The organism is Natrinema gelatinilyticum (genome assembly GCF_024266705.1).
Lineage (GTDB): Archaea > Halobacteriota > Halobacteria > Halobacteriales > Natrialbaceae > Natrinema > Natrinema gelatinilyticum.
Window position 1 is genome coordinate 42,172 of record NZ_CP100757.1, and the last position, 22,608, is coordinate 64,779.

Annotated in this window: 22 protein-coding genes and 4 pseudogenes; 13 read left to right on the forward strand and 13 right to left on the reverse strand. The window is 61.5% G+C overall.

Annotated elements, in window-relative coordinates; all coding sequences use genetic code 11:
* The first annotated feature begins 98 nt into the window (after positions 1-98).
* The 6 genes and pseudogenes from NJU76_RS18235 (at position 99) to NJU76_RS18260 (ending at position 5,458) form a co-directional block, all read left to right on the forward strand.
* Complete coding sequence (locus NJU76_RS18235) at positions 99-908, forward strand: cyclase family protein (RefSeq protein ID WP_254533278.1); 810 nt, start codon at positions 99-101, stop codon at positions 906-908.
* Positions 909-1,033: 125 nt separating this feature from the next.
* Entirely contained in the window at positions 1,034-1,843 is an 810-nt protein-coding gene (locus NJU76_RS18240) for a cyclase family protein (RefSeq protein ID WP_254533279.1), read from the forward strand.
* Positions 1,844-2,007: 164 nt separating this feature from the next.
* Positions 2,008-2,861: pseudogene (locus NJU76_RS18245) on the forward strand (transposase); the annotation flags it as partial.
* A 63-nt stretch (positions 2,862-2,924) separates the two neighbouring features.
* Complete coding sequence (locus NJU76_RS18250) at positions 2,925-4,001, forward strand: zinc-dependent alcohol dehydrogenase (protein ID WP_254533898.1); 1,077 nt, start codon at positions 2,925-2,927, stop codon at positions 3,999-4,001.
* Positions 4,002-4,077: 76 nt separating this feature from the next.
* Positions 4,078-4,941, forward strand: a complete 864-nt coding sequence (locus tag NJU76_RS18255) for an MBL fold metallo-hydrolase (protein ID WP_254533280.1) — start codon at positions 4,078-4,080, stop codon at positions 4,939-4,941.
* 103 nt (positions 4,942-5,044) lie between these two features.
* The gene (locus NJU76_RS18260; protein ID WP_254533281.1) at positions 5,045-5,458 is read left to right on the forward strand and encodes a cupin domain-containing protein; all 414 of its coding nucleotides are present in this window, start codon (positions 5,045-5,047) and stop codon (positions 5,456-5,458) included.
* Positions 5,459-5,757: 299 nt separating this feature from the next.
* Here the strand turns inward: NJU76_RS18260 and NJU76_RS18265 are convergent, their stop codons facing one another.
* Complete coding sequence (locus NJU76_RS18265) at positions 5,758-8,382, reverse strand: xanthine dehydrogenase family protein molybdopterin-binding subunit (RefSeq protein ID WP_254533282.1); 2,625 nt, start codon at positions 8,380-8,382, stop codon at positions 5,758-5,760.
* Between the two features lie 3 nt (positions 8,383-8,385).
* On the reverse strand, positions 8,386-8,934 hold the full coding sequence (locus NJU76_RS18270) for a (2Fe-2S)-binding protein (RefSeq protein ID WP_254533283.1): 549 nt from the start codon (positions 8,932-8,934) through the stop codon (positions 8,386-8,388).
* Positions 8,935-9,109: 175 nt separating this feature from the next.
* Between NJU76_RS18270 and NJU76_RS18275 the strand changes: the two genes are divergently transcribed.
* Positions 9,110-10,054, forward strand: coding sequence for a beta-keto acid cleavage family enzyme (locus tag NJU76_RS18275; protein WP_254533284.1), 945 nt, complete (start codon positions 9,110-9,112; stop codon positions 10,052-10,054).
* Positions 10,055-10,081: 27 nt separating this feature from the next.
* On the opposite strand, the gene NJU76_RS18280 is transcribed toward NJU76_RS18275, so the two are convergent.
* From NJU76_RS18280 to NJU76_RS18295, 4 genes are read right to left on the reverse strand one after another with little or no spacing between them, the layout of a single operon-like run.
* Positions 10,082-11,101, reverse strand: a complete 1,020-nt coding sequence (locus tag NJU76_RS18280; protein ID WP_254533285.1) for an alcohol dehydrogenase — start codon at positions 11,099-11,101, stop codon at positions 10,082-10,084.
* Between the two features lie 41 nt (positions 11,102-11,142).
* Positions 11,143-11,511 (reverse strand): EamA family transporter, encoded by a 369-nt coding sequence (locus tag NJU76_RS18285; protein ID WP_425604335.1) that lies wholly within the window; start codon positions 11,509-11,511, stop codon positions 11,143-11,145.
* A gap of 6 nt (positions 11,512-11,517) precedes the next feature.
* Entirely contained in the window at positions 11,518-11,817 is a 300-nt protein-coding gene (locus tag NJU76_RS18290) for an EamA family transporter (protein WP_254533287.1), read from the reverse strand.
* A complete protein-coding gene (locus NJU76_RS18295) occupies positions 11,745-12,080 on the reverse strand; it encodes a hypothetical protein (protein WP_254533956.1) in 336 nt (111 codons plus the stop codon). Before NJU76_RS18295 ends, NJU76_RS18290 begins: the two co-directional genes overlap by 73 nt.
* Before the next feature lie 162 nt (positions 12,081-12,242).
* Here NJU76_RS18295 and NJU76_RS18300 point away from each other — a divergent pair, with 162 nt between their 5' ends.
* Complete coding sequence (locus NJU76_RS18300; protein ID WP_254533288.1) at positions 12,243-12,692, forward strand: hypothetical protein; 450 nt, start codon at positions 12,243-12,245, stop codon at positions 12,690-12,692.
* A 338-nt stretch (positions 12,693-13,030) separates the two neighbouring features.
* Here the strand turns inward: NJU76_RS18300 and NJU76_RS18305 are convergent.
* Together NJU76_RS18305 and NJU76_RS18310 are read right to left on the reverse strand one after the other, a co-directional pair.
* Positions 13,031-13,246: pseudogene (locus tag NJU76_RS18305) on the reverse strand (FAD-binding oxidoreductase); the annotation flags it as partial.
* A 152-nt stretch (positions 13,247-13,398) separates the two neighbouring features.
* On the reverse strand, positions 13,399-13,659 hold the full coding sequence (locus tag NJU76_RS18310; RefSeq protein WP_254533289.1) for a hypothetical protein: 261 nt from the start codon (positions 13,657-13,659) through the stop codon (positions 13,399-13,401).
* Between the two features lie 38 nt (positions 13,660-13,697).
* Between NJU76_RS18310 and NJU76_RS18315 the strand changes: the two genes are divergently transcribed.
* The 5 genes from NJU76_RS18315 to tsaA all read left to right on the forward strand — a co-directional run bounded on the left by NJU76_RS18315 (position 13,698) and on the right by tsaA (position 16,598).
* On the forward strand, positions 13,698-13,880 hold the full coding sequence (locus NJU76_RS18315) for a hypothetical protein (RefSeq protein ID WP_254533957.1): 183 nt from the start codon (positions 13,698-13,700) through the stop codon (positions 13,878-13,880).
* Between the two features lie 61 nt (positions 13,881-13,941).
* Positions 13,942-14,208 carry a hypothetical protein gene (locus tag NJU76_RS26745; protein WP_340681249.1) on the forward strand — a complete coding sequence of 89 codons (267 nt, stop codon included), beginning with the start codon at positions 13,942-13,944 and terminating at the stop codon, positions 14,206-14,208.
* Positions 14,189-15,397, forward strand: coding sequence for a molybdopterin molybdotransferase MoeA (locus NJU76_RS18325; protein WP_254533290.1), 1,209 nt, complete (start codon positions 14,189-14,191; stop codon positions 15,395-15,397). The genes NJU76_RS26745 and NJU76_RS18325 overlap by 20 nt, the downstream gene beginning before the upstream one ends.
* Before the next feature lies 1 nt (position 15,398).
* Positions 15,399-16,046 (forward strand): nucleotidyltransferase family protein, encoded by a 648-nt coding sequence (locus NJU76_RS18330; RefSeq protein WP_254533291.1) that lies wholly within the window; start codon positions 15,399-15,401, stop codon positions 16,044-16,046.
* Positions 16,047-16,097: 51 nt separating this feature from the next.
* A complete protein-coding gene (gene tsaA, locus NJU76_RS18335; protein WP_254533292.1) occupies positions 16,098-16,598 on the forward strand; it encodes a tRNA (N6-threonylcarbamoyladenosine(37)-N6)-methyltransferase TrmO in 501 nt (166 codons plus the stop codon).
* Positions 16,599-16,970: 372 nt separating this feature from the next.
* On the opposite strand, the gene NJU76_RS18340 is transcribed toward tsaA, so the two are convergent.
* The 5 genes and pseudogenes from NJU76_RS18340 to NJU76_RS18360 all read right to left on the reverse strand — a co-directional run bounded on the left by NJU76_RS18340 (position 16,971) and on the right by NJU76_RS18360 (position 22,593).
* Positions 16,971-17,363: a YlbF/YmcA family competence regulator gene (locus tag NJU76_RS18340; RefSeq protein WP_254533293.1), complete on the reverse strand. Its 393-nt coding sequence runs from the start codon at positions 17,361-17,363 to the stop codon at positions 16,971-16,973.
* Positions 17,364-17,566: 203 nt separating this feature from the next.
* Positions 17,567-18,255, reverse strand: a pseudogene (locus tag NJU76_RS18345) (transposase); the annotation flags it as partial.
* A 763-nt stretch (positions 18,256-19,018) separates the two neighbouring features.
* Positions 19,019-19,912 (reverse strand): annotated as a pseudogene (locus NJU76_RS18350) (IS630 family transposase); the annotation flags it as partial.
* 216 nt (positions 19,913-20,128) lie between these two features.
* Positions 20,129-21,361: an MFS transporter gene (locus NJU76_RS18355; RefSeq protein ID WP_254533294.1), complete on the reverse strand. Its 1,233-nt coding sequence runs from the start codon at positions 21,359-21,361 to the stop codon at positions 20,129-20,131.
* Positions 21,362-21,375: 14 nt separating this feature from the next.
* A complete protein-coding gene (locus NJU76_RS18360) occupies positions 21,376-22,593 on the reverse strand; it encodes an MFS transporter (RefSeq protein WP_254533295.1) in 1,218 nt (405 codons plus the stop codon).
* Positions 22,594-22,608 lie beyond the last annotated feature (15 nt).

Genomic DNA, 22,608 nt, shown 5'->3' on the forward strand with positions numbered 1-22,608 from the left:
ACGTCTGTTCGCCCGGTCGACCAGTCGCAACGCCGTTTCCGGAACGTACCGGTGACCGAACATTTTATTATCGTGTCTGCGAAAGCCGAGAACGCTCAATGAAGCAGTTACAGCAACAGCTGATCGAATCGGAAATGATCGATCTTAGCATCGGGATCGAACCTGGCAGCCCAAGCGAACCCTGGACGCCCGAGATAGAGTATCGTGACCACAAACAGGTCGCACAGCGACTCGCCGAGAAGATGCACGAGATCGGAATCGACGAGGTCAGCGCCGACGACTTCCCGGGCGGGATCGGCCTCGCCGAAGAGACGATCACGGCGATCATCCACACAGGGACGCACATGGACGCCCCGTGGCATTATGGGCCCGAATCGGAGGGTGACCCCTCGAAGACGATCGACGAGATTCCCGCCGACTGGTGTCGGGGTAGCGCAGTCGTCCTAGACTTCACTTGGAAGAAGCCCCGGACCGAGATCACCGCCGACGAGATCGACGCACAACTCGAGGAGATTGGTCATGAGCTCTCGCCCGGCGAGATCGTCCTGATCGAGACCGGTGCCGACGAGCTGTGGGGCAGCGAGGACTACCTCACCGAGTTCCCTGGCATGAGTACTGAAGCCACCAAGCATCTGGTCGGGCAGGGAATCAAGGTAATCGGAATCGACGCCTACGGGTTCGACAAGCCATTCATCGAGATGGGGCGGCGTTTCGCCGAGACAGGTGACAACAGCGAGCTGTGGCCCGCCCATCTGGCCGGCCGCGAGATGGAGTACTGCCAGATCGAGAAAATGGCAAACTTGGATGAACTCCCGCGGCGCACCGACATTCCCCTCGTCGCGATGCCGATCAAGGTTGAGGATGCCAGCGCAGGCTGGACTCGACCGGTCGCCTTCGTCGAGGAGTAATCGATCCGCTGGCGAACGCGCGGCGAACGCTCCGCCCGGAGGCGACCTGGGTTCGTCCTCGATTCGTGCGTGGGTACATCTAGCGACCGATTTATTACCTATCTCGATGAAGGTACGGGCGACCGATGGAGTCACCACTTACTGCAGACAACACACGGATGATCGATCTGAGCATCCCTGTCGAATCGGGGAGTCCCAGCGAGCCCTGGACGCCCGAGATCAAGTACTGGGATCACGAGACCTGCGGCGACAAGCTGGCCGAGAATCTCCGCGAGTCGGGTTACGGCGAGGATCTCAGCCACGAAAACTTCCCAGACGGCGAGGGCCTTGCCTGGGAGCAGATTACGGCGATCATCCACACAGGGACGCACATGGACGCCCCGTGGCATTACGGGCCCAAATCGGAGGGTGCCCCCTCGAAGACGATCGACGAGATTCCCGCCGACTGGTGTCGGGGTAGCGCAGTCGTCCTAGACTTCACTTGGAAGAAGCCCCGGACCGAGATCACCGCCGACGAGATTGACGCACAACTCGAAGAGATTGGTCATGAGCTCTCGCCCGGCGAGATCGTCCTGATCGAGACCGGTGCCGACGAGCTGTGGGGCAGCGAGGACTACCTCACCGAGTTCCCTGGCATGAGTACTGAAGCCACCAAGCATCTGGTCGGGCAGGGAATCAAGGTAATCGGAATCGACGCCTACGGGTTCGACAAGCCATTCATCGAGATGGGGCGGCGTTTCGCCGAGACAGGTGACAACAGCGAGCTGTGGCCCGCCCATCTGGCCGGCCGCGAGATGGAGTACTGCCAGATCGAGAAAATGGCAAACTTGGATGAACTCCCGCGGCGCACCGACATTCCCCTCGTCGCGATGCCGATCAAGGTCGAGGATGCCAGCGCAGGCTGGACTCGACCAATCGCCTTCGCCAAGGAGTGATTTCGGATCGACTGCCGCGGTGAACCGGCACGTTAGGTCCCAACGCCGGAGAACTTCCGGTAAACAAAATCTCAACGCTCTTCCGTCGGAGATTGTTGACGCTGCTGAGCGGTGCCCGTGGAGTCAAGGAGACAAGGGTACTGCTACCGCGGTGGCCGACACGAATGATTCCGCTGGATGTGTTTGGGTCGGAATCGGTCGCAGCGGCCCTGTTGGCGCAGGTTCGCCGGCGTAACGGTGCGCTTGTCCTCGCTGCCGTTCTGACTGGACGGTCAGACACGACAGCGACAGAGAGTTTCAGCGGTATCTCTGTAAGAATTGCGACCGCACGTTCAACGATAAGACTGACCGATCTTCGCTCACTCCAAAGTGCCCCTCCGTCGGTGATTGTTCTCAATCTACGCGCTCCTCCAGTTTAACACGGTCCTCCGACAGGTTCGGTGCGAGATCGACGTTACGACGTTACTCACAAGACGGTACAGCGGCGCATCAAGCGCCTCGCCAGAGCGCTCGATACGCCTTTCTCGATATTATTGAACCAGTCGAAATCGACCAAGTGTACTCTCTGTCGGAAAGAAAGGCCGTGAGAGCGGCTCCTGGTCGCGCTCGCGGGGTCTCTCTACACGTGGACGTGGTTCGTACGACAGCGACAAGTCACCTGTGTTCATTCTCGTCGATCGTGGCACCGAACAGAGGTTCGTGATCTTGGCGAAAGCCGCAGACGAACGGCGATTCAACTCCTGCTTGCTGACCGCCAGCAGGAGTCGCTTACTGTCTTTCCTTACGGCTTTCGAGGGTACGAATCGCTGGAAGACGACGCCACGTTCAACCGCGAATACGTTGTCCACGGCGGCTGTGAATACGCTGACAACGAGGTACATATCAACACCTGTGAGAGCCCTATCGAGGCATCTCTAAGGACAAACTGATACAGTATCTCAGAGCCATCCAGCTCCGGCAGAAACTCTACCGAAACCCAAGACGAGACGCACTCAAACACGCTGTCCACTATGCTCTGAAATTAATAATCTGTCACGTAAGAGCGGAAGCTAAATATAAATTCCCAATGAATTGCTCGCGTATGGCACGAAGTCAGCAGGTGCCCGCAGAGATGCGTGCACTCGTAGTCGAGACGGCTGGGAATTGGTCGATCGAGATGGTTGAGACACCCGAGATTGACGACGTCGACAACGTCCTCGTTGAGGTCGAGACGGTTTCGATCTGCGGGACGGACCCAAAGATCATCAATGGCTACGTCGACGGGTGGCCGCCGAGCTTTCCCTTCATCCCCGGTCACGAGTGGTCTGGACGCGTGGTCGAGGTCGGCGAGGACGTCGAGCGCCTCGCGTCCGGCGACCGGGTGTTCGCTGAGAGCCACCACGGCTGCGGCCACTGCGAGCGCTGCCGCGAGGGGAAGTATAACCTCTGTGAGAACTACGCCGACTTCGAGGCCGGCCACCGCCAGATCGGCCACACCTCCAGCGGCACCTACGCTGAGTACGCCGCGGTCCCGGCGGACACGCTCTATCACCTCGACGAGGAGCTCTCCTGGCGCGAGGGCGCCCTGCTCGACGTCAACGCGATCGCGCTGTACCTCACCGAGCGCGGGAAGGTGAGCCCTGGCGACACGGTCGCCGTCTTTGGCACCGGCACCGTCGGCCTTCTAGCCGTCCAGATAGCCAAGGCGATGGGCGCTACCACGGTCATTGGCGTCGGCAACCCCCAGCGAAACCACCTGGCCGAGGAGCTGGGCGCCGACTACACCATCTCCTACAAGGACGACAACGTGGTCAAGCAGATATTCGACCTCACCGACGGCCTCGGCGTCGACATCTCGTTGGAGGCCGCAGGCCAGGGCGTCGCCTTCCGTCAGGCTGTGGAGGTGACCCGCAAGGGCGGGACCGTCAGCATGGATGGAATCCCCAACGAAAACCTCCAGGAGATCCCAATGGCCGACCTGGTCACCAACGAGATCGAATTCCGCGGCTGCCGCGCCCACGCCAACCGCGCGGATGCCAGCGCCCGCCTAGTCAAGAACGGCCGGGTTGAGGTCGACCCGCTGTTCACTCACGAGTTCGACTTCGAGGACTTCCACGAGGCCTATGAGACGTTCACCGAGCGCAAGGACGACGCCGTCAAGGTGGCGCTGACGTTCTGAACCCTGACTATGCCGCGACCATGGGACGTCGACGCGCACTCATAGATTTAAGGTGTCAGCCCCGAGATTGTCCGGCATGGTTCACTCGAACTGGGGCACCTGGTTTGTCAACGACGAGATCGAGGCGGCGGAACCGTCGGGACTGACGATGTGGTACCTCGGCGCCACTGGGTTCGTGCTGCGCACGCCCGAGGTGACCGTCTACGTCGACCCGTACTTCGGCGATGGGGACCCGCCGGGCATCGTGCGGATGCTCCCGGTCCCGCTCGATCCTGCGGACGCGACGACGTGCGACGCGGTCCTCGCCACGCACGAACACCTCGATCACTTCCACCCACCGTCATACCGTCCACTGGTCGAGGACCTCGGCACCGACGTGTACGCGACGGCCGGCTGTTACGACGAGCCGCAGTCCGAAGAGGAGGTCGGTGTACCGGCCGAACAGAAGCACGTGGTGGCCGACGGCGACAGCTTCGAGATCGGCGACCTCGTCGTCCACGTCCGCGGCGCAAACGATCCGGCCGCCATCGACGAGGTCTCGTACGTCTTTGAACACGAGTCGGGCACTTTCCTCAACGCCGGGGACAGCCGCCCGGACTACGAGGTGTTCCCGGCGATCGCCGAGGAATTCGACCTCGACGCGGGAGTGCTGGCGATGGGCTCAGTGGGCAACGTTGCGGCCCCCGACGACGAGTCGATCGAGCGCACCGACTGGTACATGGACGAGAACCAGATCGTCGAGGCCGCCAACATGCTCGAACTCGATCGGTTGCTGCCAGTCCACCACGACCTCTGGCGCGGCGTCACCCTGGACCCGGCCGTGCTCTCCCACCATGCCGCCTCCTTCGAGCACCCGCGTATCATCGAACACCCGACAATCGGCGACCGCTTCGATGTCGACAGGCCCGGATGCGTTCAGTCGGTCGCCATGCCCGATTGAGCCGTCACGAGACGGACGAGTCATCTGAGGGCGTTACGGCCCGTCCACGGTCAGCCGCCCCTTGCACCGGAAAACTATTGCCGACCCAGGGTTATCACGCAGCATGGACGATGTGCCATACCACGTCATCGATCCCGACGAAGTGACGGTTCAGCCCGACCGCCCGGATATCGAGCCGGCGCCAGACCCGATCGCCGACACGTACTCGCTCAGCGACGCGGCGAACTTCGAGATCGTGGGCATTCGGAACAACGAGGTCGACATCGGCGAGCAGATCCCGCTTGCCTACCACTACCACGAGACCCAGGAGGAGGCGTTCCTCGTACGGTCGGGGACCGTCCACGTGGAGACGCCTGAACGCGAGTACGTTGTCGAGGCCGGCGAGATGTTCCTCGTCGAGGGTGGCCACCCCCACCGGATGTTCGTCCCCGCCGACGCCGGGGAGCCAGCGACGGTGCTGAGTTTCGGTGCTCCCAGCGTCGACACCGGGCAAGTCTACGACTCCGATGATGCGTGAGCACCTAATAGGGGTTCAGGAGGGCGGTCGTGGGCCGCCTGATCGACGGGGAATGGCGATCCGACGCAGCGAAGAACGCCGGCAACGAGGATAGCGGCACTGCGACTTCAATCCGACGGGATTCGTCCTGGTCGGTCCCGACTGCGATCTGACCGCGGATCACGACCGCGACGAGCTATCGGACGGCCCGCCGGCAGCGCTATTCTCGTAATCGTCCGTCCTCGCGGGGTGAGATGCGTCGCTGTGGGGGCGCGGAGAACGAAAGAAGACGCCAGAGACCGATCTCGAGCAGTGGGTCGTCAGTCGTCAGCGGGCGTAGCCACTTCGGGCTTGTCGCGAACGCGGTCTCGGACGCGGTCGGACGTTAGCGGCATCTCGTCCACCTTGACGTCGAGCGGCTTGAGAGCGTCGTTGACCGAGGTGGCGATGCTGGCCGGAATGTCCATGATGCCAGTCTCCCCGAGGCCCTTCGCGCCGGACTTGGTGAAGACGCTCCATGTCTCCTGTTTTTCGATGTCCAGGTCAGGGATGTTCGTGATCGACGGCAGCATCATGTCGAAAAACGTCGTCGTCTGGGGCTGGCCGTCTTCAGTGTAGCCGAACTCCTCCTGGAGCGCGGCACCGATGCCCTGGGCAATCCCGCCGTGGAATTGCCCCTCGGCAATCTTCGGGTTGATGATGCGGCCAGAGTCACGCACGGAGAGGATCTTCGGCACCTCAATCTCGCCAGTCTCGATGTCGACGTCGACGATGACGACGTTCGCGGCAAAGGAGACACTCGGATAGGTCGGGCGCTTGCGGATCATCGCCTCCTTGAACCACTCGCTGTTGTCGTAGGCGACGTCCGGGTACTCGTAGTAGGCGTAGGTCTTCAGCTCGGCCTCGGGCTTGAAGAACGAGTCGCCCGTCTCCATGTACTTGTCAATCTCGACAAGGTCGGCCAGCGATAGGAAGTCGTTCTCCAGGCGCTCCTTGTGGCGTGCGTCGACCGGGTCGATTCCCTCGGTCGATTTCAGCTCCACGCCGCCCTCGGTGTACTCGACGTTCTCCACGTCGCAGCCAGGGCCCCAATTCTCGGCGGCCAGCTCTTCGAGTTGCCCGCGGAGTTTCTCGCCGAGGCCGATTGCCGCGCTGGACATGACCGTCGCCATCCGCGAGGACGCACTGCCAACGTCGCTCGCCACGTCGAGGTTGTCCTGCTGGGGCACGACGATGTCCTCGGGGGTGATGCCAAGCTCGTCAGCCATCAGCTGCGAGGCGATCGTCTGGTGGCCCTGACCCTGGTCGTCCGAGGATAGCTTCACGACAACCTTGCCGTCCGAGCGGATATACGCCTCAAGCGGCTCGGGCATCGTGACGACGTCGCTGAAGTCTCGGTTCTCCGGCGTATAGTAGGTCTCCAGCTCCTCCCGAGGGACGAACTGCCGAGTGTGGTAGTCATAACAGCCTAACCCAGGCTCAAGGATGAGCGTCGGTTTGGCGCCGCGGTAGATGCCCTCCTCGCGGAGCTCCTCGATCCGGTCGGGGTCGAGCATACCGCCGTCCATCTCCTCGTCGGCCTTCTCCCAGGCCTTCTTCAGCGTCGCGGCGTAGTCGCCCTCGCCGTAGGTGTTGGCCGACGGCGTCTTGTAGGGCATGTCCTCCTCGTCGATGTAGTTGTTGAGGCGGACGTCTATCGGGTCCATGTCGAGGGTGTCGGCGACCTCGTCGACGAGCATCTCCCAGACGAAGCTGTGGGCGGGCGTCCCGAATCCGCGGTAGGACGTCTGGGGCATCTTGTTGGTACAGACGATTTCGTACTCGTAGCGAGCGTTCTCGACGTCGTACGGCCCGTTGATGATCGCTAGCGGCTTCAGCACCTGATTGGTACAAATGAACCGCGGGAACGCCCCGAAGTTGTCGGCCAGCCAGAAGTCGTTGGCTAGGAACTCGCCGTCGTTGTTGAACGCCAGCCGGGCCTTGTACGTGCGGTCGGTCGACGCGCTGTCGCCGCCTTGGAGGTCCTCGACGCGGTCCTCGACATACTTGACGGGTTTGCCGTCGAGGATCTTCGAGGCCGCCGCCGTCATGACGGCGTGGCGGTAGACCGTCGCGTGTTTAGTCCCGTAACTGCCACCGGCGGTTAGCGGCACCTCGACGCGGACCTCCTCGCGGGGCTCGTCGAGCGCGGCATAGATGGCCACGTCGGCCCACGTGTGGAGCTGTTGGTTCGACCAGACGTGGAACTTCTCCTCGCCGTCCTCGGGGTGGGGGTTGTACGTGCTGACCGCGCCCGGGGTTTCGAGCGGGACGCCGGATGCCCGACTGTTCCACTTGAACTCCTTCTCGATGACGTGGTCGGCCTCCTCGAAGGCGCCCTCGGGGTCGCCCAGCTCGAACTGCTCGTCGAAGGCGATGTTCGACGGCGCGTTCGGGCCTTGCTCGGAGTAGATGACGTTCTCGTCCTCGCGGGCCTCCATCTCGTCGACGACCGGGTCGAGTCGCTCGTAGTCGACCTTGACGAGGTCGACGATGTCCTCGGCGACGTAGCGGTCCTCGGCGACGACCATCGCGACGCACTGGCCGACGTACGTTATCTTGTCCTCGGCCAGTGGTGGCTCGGCCCACTCCTGAATGCCGCAGATCATCGGCGCGAAGCCAGCCTCGTAGTAGTCGTCGATCGTGATGACCGCGTGGCAGTCGGGGTGTTCCTCAGCGGCGCTCGTGTCGATCTCGTTAATTTTTGCGTGCGGGTGGGGGCTCCGGACGTACGCGGCGTGACCGGCGTCGTGGGGGTTCCGGTCGTGGGTGTACTCCCGGTTGCCCGTCATGATCTGCTCGTCTTCCTTCCGGTCGTACTCTGTCCCGACGTACTGGTCGGGGGTCGGCTGTTGCTCGATTTCCGCTTGCACCTCTTCCTGACGAGTGTCCTCTGCTTGGCTCATCTGTTAGTCATCTCCTTTAGCTTCTTGGGTGACGTTCTCTAGGTCGCCGGGCGAGTTGATTCGATCGGCGGCGTCCTTAACCGAGCGTACGATGTTCACGTAGCCGGTACAGCGGCAGATGTTCCCCGAGAGGGCCTCTTCGATCTCCTCGTCGCTGGGGTCGGGGTTGTCCTCGAGGAGTGACTTCGTCGCCATGATGAAGCCGCCGGTACAGAAGCCGCACTGCAGCCCGTGGTTCTTGTGGAACGCTTCCTGGATGGGACCGAGTTCCCCATCGGCCTCGTTGAGTCCGGTCGAGGTCAACACGTCAGAGTCGTCCGCCTGCACCGCGTAGACCATACACGACTTGACCGACTTCCCCTCCAACTCGATCGTACACGCGCCGCAGGCACCGTGTTCGCAGCCGACGCGAACGTCGGTCTGGTCCGCTTTGTACCGGAGGAAGTCCGAGAGCTTCGTCCGGGGTTCGATATCTTGGACAATGTCCTGGCCATTGACAGTGATCGACACACGCTGCTCGGGTCGATCATCTTGGGTGGGATAACTTGGCATGCTTACAATCCACAGTCTCGATATCATACTGCTGCTGCTTTAGCTTTTCCCCCGCGCATCGAGGGCCAGCTGAACACGTTCGGTCGGGGTGATCTGCCGGGTCGACCGCCGCCCCGTCCTATCTGAATCCAGACCATTCACAAACGTTATGCCGGGGCCGGCCAAGGTATGGGGCATGCGCACTATCCCAAGTAGAAACGTCATCGTAACCTGCGCGGTAACTGGGGCCATCCACACTCCTACGATGTCGCCGCACCTGCCAGTGACGCCCGAGGAGATCGCCGAGGATGCCATCGCCGCCAGCGAGGCGGGTGCCGCCGTGATCCACCTGCATGTCCGCGACCCCGAGTCTGGTGAGCCCGTGACCGACCTGGACCTCTTCGAGGAAATCGCCGCGAAGATCGACCGCGAAACCGATGTGATCGTCCAGCCGACGACGGGCGGCGCGCCGACCATGGCGCCCGAGGAGCGCGTCCAGGTCGTCCCGCGGCTCGACCCGGAGATGTGCTCTTGTAACATGGGCTCGATCAACTTCGGTCTGTACCCCATGGCCGAGAACTACGACGAGTGGGAGTACGACTGGGAGACCGAGTACCTCGAGGGCACGGACACGCTCATCTTCCAGAACAGCTTCGCGGACCTGGAGGTCATGCTCGAGACGATGGACGATCACGACGTCGTCCCCAGCTTGGAGTGTTACGACGTCGGCCACCTGTACAACCTCGGCCACTGCATCGACCAGGGCTGGATCGACCCGCCGCTCCATCTGGAGTTCGTCCTCGGGATCAACGGCGGCATCGACGCCGACCCGAAGAACCTCGCGCACCTCAAGACTGTCGCCGACGGCCTATTCGGCGACGAATACTCTTTCTCGACGATCGGTGCCGGCCGCTCGCAGTTCGAGCTCACCACCCAGTCGATCTCGATGGGCGGCCACGCCCGCGTCGGCCTCGAGGATAACCTCTATCTCCGCCGCGGCAAGCTGGCCGAGAGCAACGCCGACCAGGTCGAGAAGATCGTCGACCTCGCCTGGGAGGTCAGCGGTCGTGAGCCGGCCAGCGCCGACGAGGTCCGTGAGTTCCTGGCTCTGAAGGGCAGCGACGCGACGGCGTTCAATTGACTCGGCGCTCGTTTCTCTCCGCAACCCTCACGGGACGAGGACAGCCCGGAACTGCGCGTCGTTGTTCATCATTCGTTCGTAGGCCGCCGCCGCCTCCTCCAGCGAGAAGGTCTCGATCATCGGCGTGATGTCGCGCAGCGAGCTGAACTCGAGCGTATCCTGTGACTCGCGGGCCGTCCCCGAGGAATGGCCGCGCAGCGAGCGCTGGTTTTCGATCAGGTCCAGGATGCTGACTTCGATCGCGTCGTCGGGGACGCCCAGCGTGAGCAGCTGCCCCTGGACGGCTAGCCCGGGGACGATGGACTCGATGGCTTCGCTGCTTGGTGCGGTGGCGAGCAGCACCTTCGCCCCGCCGAGGCGCATCAGCTCCTCGGCTGGGTCGCTCACGGTCGAGTCGATGTAGTGGTCCGCGCCGAACTCGTAGGCGAGATCGCGCTTTTCGGTCCCTCGAGAGATGGCAACCGTCTCGAGGCCGGCCGCGGCAGCGTACTGAACGCCGAGGTGACCGAGCCCGCCCAGCCCCTGGACAGCGGCGACGTCGCCGGGACCGGCGTTGCTCTTTCGGAGCGCGTTGAACGTGCTTACGCCGGCACAGAGCAGCGGCGCCGCGTCCACGGCGTTGAGGCTGGTCGGGATGCGCGCCAGCGCGTGCTCCAGGACGGTCACGTACTCGGCGTAGCCCCCGTCGATGTCGATCCCCGTGACCTTCTCGTGCTCGCAGTCGATGAACTCTCCGCGGCGACAGGGCTCGCAACTGAAACAGTGGTCGCCGTGCCACCCGACGCCGACTCGCTGGCCCTCCGACCAAGTGTCGACGTCGTCGCCGACGACGTCAATGCGCCCGGCGATCTCGTGGCCGGGGACCCGCGGGTACTCGATGCTGGGCCAGGACCCTTCTTTAGTGTAGGAATCGCTGTGACAGACGCCGCAGGCCTCAACCTTGACCCGCACCTCTTTCCGGCCGAGCTCCGGGATTGGGCGGTCGACCACTTCGAACGGACCGCCGGCTTCGGCTACCTGTACTGCTCGCATAGTCTCGCTGCTCATACACCCAGAATGCTTCGGCATCTGGTATAGTCCTTATCCCCCTAGAGCATTTCGATGAGAACGGAGCCGACCACGATCGACACGACGGCAAGGATGACCGCCGGTGACTTCGGCAGCTCACGCGCAATCAGGTACGTCAGCACGAGCACGAGCAGTGGGAAGGTGTTGAAAAGCGGGATGACTAGGACGGCGGCGCCGATCTCTAGGGCGAAGAAGTTCGTCAGCTGGGCGAGCGCGGTGAACACACCTGCGATCGCGAACAGGCCCAGCGCCCGGCGGTCGATTGAGGTGGTCGTCCGACGGACGGTCGGCGAGGCGGCGACGATCGCTAGGAAGGCGACCAACACTGCCGACTGGGCGACTGCGGTCGCATACAGGGGGTCGGAGAAACGATTCAGGCCGAACTTGATGAAGACCTAGAAGATACCGATAAACACCATCGCGCCGAGCGGGTATGCTAAGTCACGGGGCAGGGCCCGCGCCAGCCGCCGGGCGATCACGTCAACGTCTGCATCGTCGTCGGTGTTTTGGTCCGTCTGCAGGACGACACCCCCGTCGACGATGCAGAGGACGCCGACGCCCGTCGCGAGCGTGACCGTCTCCTCAAGCAGCGGGACAGCGACGGTCATCACGACCAGCGGGTTCATCGCCATAATCGCCGCGGCGACGCTCGCGCCGACCTCTTCAATGCCCCTGAAGTACAGAAGCCGGAACACCGCCGGGTTAAGTAGGCCAGCGACGAGGAAGGCGCGGCGTTTCTCACCGCGGCGGCGCCGTCGGGGATCCCCTGGGCGAGCAGCAGCGCCCAGAAGATGCAGACGCTGACGATGATCGTCGCGAAGGCAGCCGTGAACGCCGGCGACTCCTGTGTCGTCATCTTCGCCGCCGCGATGCCTCGGTTGACGGTGAGCGCCTGGCTCGCGATGAACATCGCACCGCCGAACGCGAGAACTGACGCTGGGGCGATCAGGGCTATCACCCCAACTTTCCACCCCTTTAATAAATACATGGGCGGTCCGCGGCCACTGCCGGGCGCCGCACTTGACCGATACTATTATACGTGGCCCTCTGTTTGTGTCTGCCAGGCACGGTTTCCAGTTGCACACACGCGATTGTCCACGCCGTCTCGGAGCGCTCATCCATGATCCAACGCGAACAACTCGTCGAACTCGGCCTGGCAGTAGTGATGTTCCTGATCGGTGCGCTCGTGTACGTCATCCCGGACTGGAACGTCGGGATCGTCGTCCTGGTGCTCGCGCTGTCCCAGCTCGTCAGAGTCCACCTGACCGAGGACTGGGCGATCCTCGATACCAGTGTCGGCATCTGGCTGCTCGTACTCGGCGTTATTACGATGATCTCGCCCGTCTGGGGCGTCCCACTGTTGTTCATTACCGGCGGAGTCCAGCTCGTCCGCGCACTCGGCCACTTCGGTATGGCGATCGATCTCTCGCTGGTTGCGCTGGTCGGGTACACCCGCAATGCGCCATTATGGGCCGTCGCGCTCTTAGTGGCCGTTGCCGTCGGCAAGGTGTTGTTCCTCCTACGGGATTACTTCGAGAAAGGCCGGTCATCCCAGTCCCAGCCCGCGTAATATCTCGCCCACCTACTACTTTTTCCTCCATCTCGATCACGGTTGCCCGTAGCTCGCAACTTTCCAGCGGCTTGTGGGTTCGTGCGATTCTGAAAACCATCTGCGAGCGGGCGGCGGGTTGGTTGCCAGGCGAGGGCATCCCGGACCATCTCCACTGGGTGCGGCGGCCGGTCCTCACTGGGGCGGTCGCCGAGCCGGGTTCGGCAGGATGAGCTGGTGGCGACGACCTGCTTGTCCGGGCTGGTCTCAACCTGATCGAAGAGAACGCCGCCGATGGCCTTCGACAGCTTGTAGTATTCGGCCTCGTAGCCGAACGAGCCGGCCATTCCACAGCACTAGGAGTCAAGGACGACCGGCCGGGCGTGAAGCATTGAGCCGTCCGAGAGGACCACCTCGACCTCCTCGGTGTAGGCATCGGTGATCCCGTAGCGCACCGAGTGGGCGCCCGTGGAGTTGTTGCCGATCGACCCGCCGATGGTCGCCCGGCCCGACAATGCCGGGTTCGGCGCGAACTTCAGGCCGTACTCTGCGAGGCTGTGGCGAGGAAGGTGATCGGGATCGTCGAGGACAACCTCAAGACTCTAGTCGGAGCTGAACAAGCCGTCCTTGTACCGCGTGAACGTTTCAGGCTGCCTGAACTGCCGATCGATGATCTCTTTGGCCTCCGCGCGACCGTACTCCTCATGAGCCGGTCCAGTCTGGCCGGTTACTCCTCCTCATCCTCTTCGAAGTAGTGGTAGAAGACCTCAAGGACGGGGACCATCACGCCGCCACTGCTGGATCGCTCGAGAGCGGCCTTTGTACAGATGCGGTCCCACTGCTCGTCGTCATCGGCCGCACAGAGCTCCTCGACCTCGATCGTCGCGTGCGGGCCAGGAATCGTGTCCGGGTGGCCCGACGGGTCGTCGGGCCGCTCTCGGCGGACATGCTCAGCGGGGGCGCGACAGATGGGACAAGTGTGTGTCATGGTTCATCACGGGCTATGGGTGTGGTGACATATATACTATGAGGCTTCAGGCCTCGCGCGACCGGCTGACGACGAGGGCGCGGCCCCCAGAACGCGGCCGCGAGGCCAACGAGGACGCGCACGAAGCGAGCGACGGTATCGCCGACCAGGGCACAGAGCTCCAGGCGTCAATGGAACCCCTCGAGGCGCGATGGACGAGATTGACCAGGTGGTCGAGATGATCAACGACATCACTGAACTGACGAACATTTTGCGCTGAACGCCAACATCGAGGCCGCCCGGGTGGGTCAGGCCGGCGCGGGCTTCGCAGTCGTTGCCGACGAAATCAAGGACCCCGCTAACGAAACCCAGTCGCCCACCGACAAGATCAGCCAGCGCATCGAATCAAGCGCGCCCTCGAATGCTTCGAGATCGACGCCGTCTGGCCCGCGAAACGGTCGAGGAGGGAAAGCCCACGCCGGAGCCGCTGTTGGCATGTACGGCCACGCTACGGCAATTCTTTTCATACCCTCAGTTCTATCCAGCAGATATGGCTCACAAGCACGATGACATGGTGTGGCGTGACGCAGCTGTGTCGACAGTTCTTTCGGTACGCGATGAGGCTCTGGAACGGCAACCGCCCAAACGAATCTCGATCGACCGGGTCGCTGGCCGCGTCCTGGTCAGCGAGATCGTCGCCGAGGCGGACGTCCCTGCCCACGACCACGCGACGATGGATGGGTACGCCTTCGACGCGACCGACGAGTACCCGCTGGAGATCGTCGAGTCGGAGATTTTCCCTGAGGACGAACCGCCGTTGATCGGCCCTGGCGAGGCCGTCGAGATCGCGACGGGAGCAAGCCTGCCGCCGGAGGCTAACGCCGTCTTGAAGCGCGAGGAGGCGACCGTCGAGGACGGGCGACTGTCTGGGATCGACATCGAACCCGGAACGTACACGTACGCGCGCGGGAGCAACGTCACAGCCGGCGAACAGCTGTTCGCCGCCGGCGATCGCCTCGCCGCAAAGGATGCAATATTGTTGGGCGATCTCGGCTACGATGAAGTTCCGGTCCACGAGCGCTTCGCGACGGGCGTGCTCGCGACGGGCACCGAGATCCACGAAGGCCGCCAACAGGATCTCGACTCACCGATGCTTGCGGACCTCGTCCGATCGTGGGGACACAATGCGACCTACGAGGGTACGACACCCGATGAGTACGAGCGGGTCAGGGACGCAATCGAGTCACTTGCTGATGAATACGACGTCATCCTCACGACTGGTGGAACTAGCGTCGGACACAAGGACTACGTCATCAGGGCGTTGGCTGAACTCGGTGAGGTGGAGTTCCACCGCGTCCGGATCCGTCCCGGAAAACCCATCGCCCTGGCAACTCTCGAGGACGCCGTCGCATTTGCCATTCCTGGCAAACCACTCGGGGCCTACACCATCTCGACGCTCGTGATGCGGCCGTTTTTCACCGGCCGTACGGACCTCTCGACGATCGAAGCACGGTTTGCCTATGATGTCGGGCTCGGGCCCGACGGGTTCGAGTACGCGGTCCCCGTCACGCTGGAGGACGGCACCGCGTTGCCGCTCGGGCACGTCGAGTCGCCGCTGTCGGTCTACGAGGATACCTTCGACCCGAGTGTGCTGTCTTCGAGCACGCGCGCGACGCGGGCCGACGGGTTTGTCATCACGCAGTCGGCGCTGGCGGCGGGCGAGCTCGTGCGCGTTGTTCCGTATCCGGTTGTCGAGTGAGATGGCCCGACGTAACCTCCCCGTCCAACAGCCGGCGTCGTTCCCAGATCGACAGCCACGGTTAGGGGCGACAGTCCACGGCATCTTGCTTGCCGCTGGGACGAGCAGTCGCTACGGAAAAGCGAACAAGCTCCTGGCGACGGTCGACGGGCAGCCGTTGGTCCGCCACGCGGCCGAGGCACTCCTCGCAAGCGCCGTCGATGGTATCACGGTTGTCGTCGGCCATGAAGCCGACTACGTCACTGCCGCCCTCGAGGCCCTCCCGGTAACAGTACGTCTCAACAAGGCCTACGCCGAGGGCCAGAGCATATCCGTCCAAACAGGTATCGAACGCGCCGCAGCGCAGGACGCAGATGCCGCCCTCGTCGCGCTCGGCGACATGCCCAACGTCGACCCGACGTCGGTCGACCTGCTCGTCGACGCCTATGAACGCGGTGTCGCCGATGTCGTGGCAGCCGCCTACGAGGGGAAGCGCGGCAACCCGGTCCTGTTCGACGTGCGCTTCTTCGACGAACTAACCGACGTCGACGGCGACGTCGGCGGCCGACGGCTGCTAACCGAATCCGACGCGGCCGTCGCCATCGAAACCGCTGACCCGGCCGTACTCTGCGACGTCGATCGCCCGAGTGATCTCGACAAGGCCAGGTAGCCCGCGGACAACTACCGCCAGTTATTCGTCTGCTGTGCTCGTACAACGAATATGTTCCGCAAAGAGATTTGTTACGATCCCATTGGGGTGGTTCATTCGCCGTATGAGTCACCGGCGGACATCCCGAAACACGCGAGCGCCGCGGTCGACGCCAGTGGAACCGTCGAACTCGACGAGAAATACGGTGACGGGCTAGCCGAGATCGACGGATTCTCGCACATCGTTCTGGTCACGCACCTCCACCTCGTCGAGGACGCGGCCATGACGTGTGATCCCCCGTTTGCCGACGTCGAACCTGGGATCTTCGCCACACGTGGACCGCGGCGTCCAAACCCCATCGGGCTTTCAATCGTCCGCCTCACAAGCCGAGATGATACCGTCCTATCCGTGGAGTCTCTCGACCTCGTCAACGGGACGCCGGTACTGGACGTCAAACCCTTCGCCCCGAAGGCCGACGCACTCACCGGCCTCCGTGGGGGGTGGATCGAGGACTACACCGACCAGGACGTTTCTGCGTTGGCACCGACAGATGGAGGTGAACACAAACCGTAACGACAATCGGCGACTCGCCCGAACTGGTCGTCACGGCGACTCGCACCGATTCGCCGACGTTCACGCTGCTCGCCCCGCCCGCAGTCCCGTGACACCTCGTTAGATAGTTCCTACTGTGTTAGCAGGGCTACCCCAGACCTCGGATCCCCGACTCCCTCACGAGGTCCGACACGATCCGTGTCCAATCGAGCGTCGTCATCGCGTTCGGGGGATCCGCCGTTTTCTTCCGGCGGCGGGCCCCTTTGCTCTCGCCCTCCTTTGGTTTTCGGAGTGAGCGAATATTCGGACCACTGATCTGATCGTCGGCGTACTCGACGCGGGAAAAGCCATCCTGCGGCGGTTGGACTTCCCAGTTGAACGGCGATCGGGCCGTCAGTCCTCGCAGCAGCCGCCGGCTTTCTGGCCGAAGTCGATGGATAGAGGCTCGGAGATGACATCGTTGAGTTCCGTCAGGCGCGCTTCTAACGCGGCCTGCGCCTCCAAGTGTTCGGCCATTACGGGGATGGAGTTGAGCTCCGACTGGAGGTTCTGGAGCCGCTGGATCTGGTCCTGCGAGACGGACCCCGACTGTCGGGAGAGCATGTACGACTCGTGGGCCTGTTCAAACTCGCTGATCTTCTGTTGGGCCTCCTCGGAGTTCTGCACTGCCATCTGCGTTTCGAGGAAACGCTGATACTCCGGCATATCAGCGATAGCGGCGCCAAGCCGCGAGGCGAGTGACGATACGTCTGATTGTTCGGTTCCCGAGATTGTGTCGGTCTCCATAGTGTACGAATCGCAATCGTGCTTCTTTAATCTGCCGCCTGTATCTCGATTCCACACGACGCGTGACCTCGATCGTGGTGGCCGTCGAAAGGCGATACCACCACCCGGCGCACCGTCGGCGCAGCAGTGTCGCAGCGCGGAAGCACAGCGAATCATTAGCACATTGGTCCAACCTGCTGTGTTGACTAGATGCTAAGTGGTAGTTAGAGCGGCTCACAGAGCTGTTCTATATTGGTGATAGTGAACATGAGGACGATTTCACGGAACTGTCGATACCAGCCCAGCGCTCGCATGGCATCGCCGAGCGAGTGCTTCGTTGTCGAGTATGAGGTTTCGGCCATCCAGTGCTGAGAGTAGCCGCTTGCCCGGATAAGCGCGTTGTGTCCTTTCTTGAGTGATCTCGATCCACGTTGTAAGATCGATGGCTCGACACCGTGGGGTAGAACTGGAACTTCGTGTGCCAGTTGTGGAAGACTTTGTCAGCAGCCACGGGCAGCAGGTCGTCTGCGTTTCGGCGGACGACCTGCGGCCCCGTCTTCGTATCGTGTTTCCATCGTGCTGAGATGTGAACGTCAAGAACAGCAAGAGACTCTACATCGGTTACTGTCGTCACTTTCAGCGTCTGAACACTGTTCCCAGATCGCTGACGGTGATATGACGAGGCAGCGCGTCGGTTGAAGAACGTGCTGTCGATGGCTGTGTGTCCAGACTGCGGGTGTTGCTGCGCTGAAACGCGCAGTACCGCCCGCCACACCCACATTTTGAGCCGATCGAACGACTTGTGGATCGTGCTTTAACCCAGGAGATCGACTCGATCAAAGCCAAGTACGTCACGAATCTAGGCCATATGCTTCAGCCGGTTCGGCGTTTCACGGTAGCTATGGCCCTCTTCTGGCGAAATTTTGAGATCAGCTTCTCGTTCGAATCAACGCGCTTCAAGGAAAGCAATGACTTTGTCGTAGTCATCTGGAGCGATGACAAGGTCGAGGTCGGTCGAGAACCGCGTCTCGACCTGACTAACCACGTAGCCTCCAACAAGGTCGAAGCCAATAAATCACGCCTCTAGTTCTTCGAGCACATGGATGAGTGCCTTGCTTCGGTCTTCTTTACTCATGCTCAGGCTAGATCAATCCGGTAGGACGCGTCAGCGTCGTCGTTGTCGCACATGCGGCCAAGCATATCGAGTGCAGACTCGAAGGTCGTTTAGTACTCGTTTGTGAACGCCATGGTTTCCTGAAGCGGGATGACGGGTCATCCGTCGCGACCATCTCGGCCTCGATCAGTGACCGTGGCCCTAGAACGATCTAGATAGTGCTAACTATAATTAGGACTAGAAGTAATTTCCCACTTTGGAACCGAGAGTTAGTCGAGAGCAGTGTCAATCACTGTTGACTGTTCGGCAAGTGGCTCAAAGAATCTATCGCTGAAAGCCGTTTGTAGTGCTCTATTGAAAATGCGGTACGGCGGCGGGGTCAGTAGATTTTGAACTAAAGAATTACGCATTTTGGCCGAGAGGTGACTCGACTTTCTCACCTAATCTGGCAGTGCTCGAGGTGATCATCTCGAGCAAAATATATTCCAACCACGATCAAAGGTATTTTACTGAATAGCAACCATCATAATTGCGGTATCCCCACGCAGTCTCCCATTTTCAATAGAGCAGTTTGTAGCTGTCTCCAGCACTCCTCAACCGGATTTAGTTCGGGAGAATAACAGGCGACGTTATAAATGTGAGGTCGTCGCGGGCCGCTAGGTCTGTGACGGCTGACGCCTGGAAATACAGCGCTCCATCCAACACGATAAGCAAATCATCTTTGAATTCTTCATATAAAGCAAGAATGAAACGTTTGGCATGAGCAGCGGTCACATACTCTTCGAATTGAGAAAAAAAGCGATCACCGAAAACAGTGATCGCGCCCAAAAGACATGTCCAGTCGCGTTGGACGGTTAATTCGACAAACGGCTGCGTGCCGCGTGGTTCCCGCGTGGCACGCGGCTCAACTTGGACGGATTTCTTGGATCGATACAGACTATTGTGGCGTCCATCTCCCGCCGTTTTTGAGCTCAACGCGGAACGTCTCTTGCTCGTCAGCGTCAGATTCGGCGGCTGTACGGCGTGGTTTTTGATAACTCAACCCCGTTTCGTTGAGCAACAGCCGGCAACTCGGGATCGAGTACGCGACATCGTCGGTCTCGTCAGGATACTGCCGGACGAGCACCGGCATCCACGGTAGCGAGTTAACCCCAATTTCCTCAGGAGATCCGTGGACAGTCTCTCCGACTCTTTTTACTTTTTTCTGATAGCTTCCGATTTCTTCTAGATCGATGAACATTAACAGCAGTATGCTCGAGCGACTCGTCAATGTCGAGCCTCTTGAGCCAGCGATAGATAGTCCGTCACTGAACGCCGTACCACTCGGCGAGTTCAGTTTGCGTAACGCATTTTTGGACGCTATTGCCGCTATGAGCCGTTGTATCGGTTTCTTTCCTTCCACGTTGTCGAGAATATCTTGCACATCCTCGACAGTAATTTCGTCGATATCATTCACTGCATTCAGAAACATATTCTGAGTAAACAGTTCTAACGGATACTATAGACATTGCCGTCGTAGAGAGACTACCCCCCGCAACTCCCAGTCCTCCGGCTCATCAGGGAGCGCTACCGGTCTCACATCCAGATTGGTTCGTGCTGGACAGCGGCCAGTCAACACTGGTCGTGAACGGTGTGTCTCGGAGGGTCGGAGCCATCCCCAACGGACGATTCCTTAGAGATTGCCTTGATACCGCGCGCAAGCAATGATGGAGGCGACGCCAGCTAACCCGAAGACACCGGTCATGAAGAAAATCGGTATGTAGGTCCCCAGTTGGTCAAATGCGAGACTAGCCAGCCAGGGGCCCAATAGTGCGGGTACCGCCAGTGAGAGCGAGGTGAAGCCGAATAGCGCGTTGAGATTGCGGCCCCCGAAGAGGTCTGCCGGAACAGAGGATAGCAAGGCACCAGTACCACCATAGCCAACGCCGAAAAAGCCCGTGATAGCGAGAAGCATCAGCGGCGCCTCGGTGAGTGAGAGCCCGATTAGAGCCAGTGCCATCACGGCACCACACGTTACGAAGACGGCCAGCCGTCCCAGCCGGTCGGCGATGCCGCCGACGCTAAAGCGGGTGATTGTCGTCGTACCACCGATAACGCTGACCGCGAGCACGCCTGTTTCTTGAATTCCATGCTGGGCGGCGTAGTTGACGATGTGGTTGAGCATCACGTACAGCGTGCCATACAGTAGGATGTAGCCACCGAACAGCAGGACGAAGGCGCGACTTCTGGCGATGCTGTAGATGGTCTGCAACTGATCGTGCCAGTTGTTCCCCGACGTGGGACGCCCGTCGGGAAACTCGGTATCGACGGCATCAAATTGTGTGGGATCGTCCGCTATCGCCAGTGCCGCCAGGACCAATGTGAGCCCGAGGCCAGCGCCGAGTAGGGGAAACGCCCCTCGCCACCCGACCGACGTGACAAGGAGCGATGCCGTCGGCGCGATGACGACCATACCGATCCCGAGGCCTGCGCTTGCAATTCCTGTCGCCAGGCCACGTCGCTGCTGGAACCACTGGAGCGGCGTCGCATAGCCGATGATGAACGCAAGACTCATGCCGGCCCCTGAGATGAGACTGTAGGTCAGGATGAGCACTAGCAGGCTCGTCGCCTGGCTCCCGGTGACCATGCCCCCGCCCAGAAGAATGGCAGCCAGCACCAGTCCTCGCCGAGGGCCTACCCATTCCACGAGGACGCCCATCGGCGCCGCAGCGGCATAGAGGACGAACAGTTGGACGCCGTAGACGAGCGAGGTCTGGGCCATCGACGCGCCGAACGACGAGACGAGCGGATCGAGGAAGACGCCGAAGGAGTAGGTCATTCCGAAGACCACGCCGTTGACGATGAAACACGCCAGGGCAATGACCCATCCGTAGTAAACGGTCCCGTCGGTTAGTCTGGAGAGCATGGGAGTAGCCCGGTTTATCCCCGCCCACCAGCGAGTCGGTCGGCCTCGGGGAGCGACCGCAGCCGCAGCATCGCGCCCGTGCCCACGAGCGGGCCGACAACGAGCGGGATGAAGGTCCACCGCCATCCAACCATGTTCTGAACCATGGGAATCAGTTGGATGGAGGCGATGGTAATGAGAAAGCCAATGGCAGTCTGAAGCGTCAGTGCAGAGCCGACGTAACTATCGTCGGCCAGTTCCGAGACGGCCGCGGAAAACTGCGCGGAGTCCGCGACGATGAAGAATCCCCAAAGAAGGACGAACGGGACGATGATGACCAGCGACGAGCCGAAGACGATACCGGCGAGGAGACAGGCGGTGCCGGAGACGCCCATCGAAACGCTAGTCACCAGCGACCGTCCCCAGCGATCAGCAGCCGAGCCCGCAAGCCAGGCCCCCACGCCGCCGATTGCAATGGTCCCGAATGCCAGGAGTGCAGCGAGTTGTTCCGCGTTGGCCGTCCCACTGGCCTCCAAGCTGGCTGCGAGAAATATCGGTATCCAGGTCCAGACCGCGTACAGCTCCCACATGTGACCGAAATAGCCGGTATTTGCCAAGACAACACCACGGTCAGTGACGATACGCCGGATTGCGCTGGGGTCGAACGGGGACGTCTCAGGCTGGTACGGCCCGTCCTCGTAAGCGAGTACAAGAAGCCCACCGAGAGCTGCGAGCCCTGCGGTCCCATAGAGCACGAGATCCGGTTGACCGATGCCGCCGACCGCTCGGATGAGATGTGGCGATGCCGAGCCGACGGTGAGTGCGCCGACGAGGACACCGATAGCGAGCCCACGCCCCTTGTCAAACCACGCGGCCATCATCTTCATCCCTGTCGGATAGACGCCTGCGAGGGTGACGCCGGTGACGAAACGGAGGAGGATGGCCGGGAGACCACTCGAGACGAACCCAGCGATGAGTGCCGTCGCACCAGCGCCGGCGAGCGCAGAGCCTGCAAAGAGATACCTAGGGCGGATGACGTCAGCGATGGTGAGTGTTGCCGACAGCAGTGCACCGACGACGAAGCCCAGTTGGACGGCGTTGGTCAGCCACGCCGTCTCCGCAGCGGAGAGGTGCCACATCTTGGCCAGTTCTGGGCCGACTGCTGTCCCGCTAAACCACAACGTCATCGCAAACAACTCCGCAATCCCGACTAGGATGAGTGCACGCCACTTCCCGTTAGCGATAGCTGCCATTCGTAAATGAAAGAG